Source organism: Winogradskyella sp. ECml5-4, assembly GCF_036903175.1.
In the GTDB taxonomy this organism is placed as follows: Bacteria; Bacteroidota; Bacteroidia; order Flavobacteriales; family Flavobacteriaceae; genus Winogradskyella; species Winogradskyella damuponensis.
Genome location: NZ_JAYJLF010000075.1, coordinates 1 through 837, shown reverse-complemented (window position 1 = coordinate 837; position 837 = coordinate 1). Strand labels below are relative to the sequence as shown.

General features: G+C 30.9%; 2 protein-coding genes. Both read left to right on the top strand.

Annotated features, from left to right (window positions below; all coding sequences use genetic code 11):
• The first annotated feature begins 34 nt into the window (after positions 1-34).
• The gene (locus tag VDP25_RS17710; RefSeq protein WP_334471981.1) at positions 35-433 is read left to right on the top strand and encodes an Imm7 family immunity protein; all 399 of its coding nucleotides are present in this window, start codon (positions 35-37) and stop codon (positions 431-433) included.
• A 5-nt stretch (positions 434-438) separates the two neighbouring features.
• On the top strand, positions 439-699 hold the full coding sequence (locus VDP25_RS17705; RefSeq protein WP_334471979.1) for a hypothetical protein: 261 nt from the start codon (positions 439-441) through the stop codon (positions 697-699).
• Positions 700-837: the final 138 nt, after the last annotated feature.

Sequence of the window (837 nt, the reverse complement as noted above, 5' to 3'; positions counted from 1 at the left end):
ACCGTTGTGTGCAATTTGAGAAAAACGCAGAATAATGATTGAATTTAATGGATGGGCTATAATTCGAGAGTCTTATAAAGATGATAATGATAATGACGAACATTTGAATTCCATTATTAAACGGATTGAATCTAGAATTACGGAACTAGACTATAACAATGAATTTTACTGTTTAAAACGTCTGAATGGGACTTATCATTTATCGATTATGGTGAATCATAATCATAGGGTTGTATCTGAACATGTGATTGATTTTTATAAATGGATTGCTGAAATATCAAAAGGCTCTTACGGAATTTTATATGTTCAAGACGATGAGGATATTGAAAGGGGTAACGAAAATGAATTCAAAGTTTGGTGTATGAAAAAAGGGAAAGTAACCGAATTAAATGACACTTACCTTTCACCACTAAATCCAGAAGTTGAAGAATAATATTCATGGACAAAGAAATACTTGACATTATAAATAATGATTTTAAAATCGAACAAAGAAATTTAGTATCTAAAGAATTATGTTCCATAAACTTGAATCACGTTATGGCAGAATCTGAATATAATTTAAAGAATACAAGGATGTCTATTTTGTATTTGGCAAAAGGAGACCCTTCAGAAGTTTCGGAATTGACTAAAAGAGCCAAAATTGACTTTCGAGATGTTATTATGTGGGCAACTCAAGAAAAGAATTTAAAAAACAAATAAAAACTGCACACAACACCGTGTATAATTAATTGCTTTGGCAAGTGCTTATTTGGAAAATTCCTTCGGAATTTTCTCGCGTTCGTTTTTGTTTACTAAATTAGTTGCTGAAACACGCAACTAACCATACACAAAACCGTT

Coding starts and splice junctions, on each gene's coding strand:
- VDP25_RS17705 (WP_334471979.1), top strand. CDS start 439: ATGGACAAAGAAATACTTGACATTATAAATAATGATTTTAAAATCGAA.
- VDP25_RS17710 (WP_334471981.1), top strand. CDS start 35: ATGATTGAATTTAATGGATGGGCTATAATTCGAGAGTCTTATAAAGAT.